This is a genomic window from Nocardioides abyssi, assembly GCF_030412915.1.
Taxonomy (GTDB): domain Bacteria; phylum Actinomycetota; class Actinomycetes; order Propionibacteriales; family Nocardioidaceae; genus Nocardioides; species Nocardioides abyssi.
This window is the reverse complement of sequence record NZ_JAUHJR010000224.1, coordinates 1-243: the sequence shown is the minus strand read 5'-3', so window position 1 is coordinate 243 and position 243 is coordinate 1. Positions and strand designations below refer to the sequence as shown.

The following is a 243-nucleotide window of genomic DNA, read 5'->3' as shown; positions in this document are numbered from 1 at the left end:
GGGCGGATGAACGCGTGGTTCATCCGCAGGCCGGTGATCAGCTCGAACAGGTCGAGCACCAGCTCGCGCTCGCGGAAGCCGACGGTCATCACCGTCAGCGCGCCGATCTCCATGCCGCCGGGCGCGATCGCGACCAGGTGGGAGGAGATGCGGTTGAGCTCCATGAGGAGCACCCGCATCACGGTGGCCTTCTCCGGCACCAGGTCCTCGATGTCGAGCAGCCGCTCGATGCCCAGGCAGTAC

1 protein-coding gene is annotated in these 243 nt (G+C 67.5%); it reads right to left on the bottom strand.

Features of this window, described 5'->3' with window-relative positions:
* Positions 1–243 (bottom strand): NADH-quinone oxidoreductase subunit D-related protein (locus QWY29_RS20575; protein ID WP_500684589.1); only part of this gene is annotated, 243 nt, incomplete at both ends.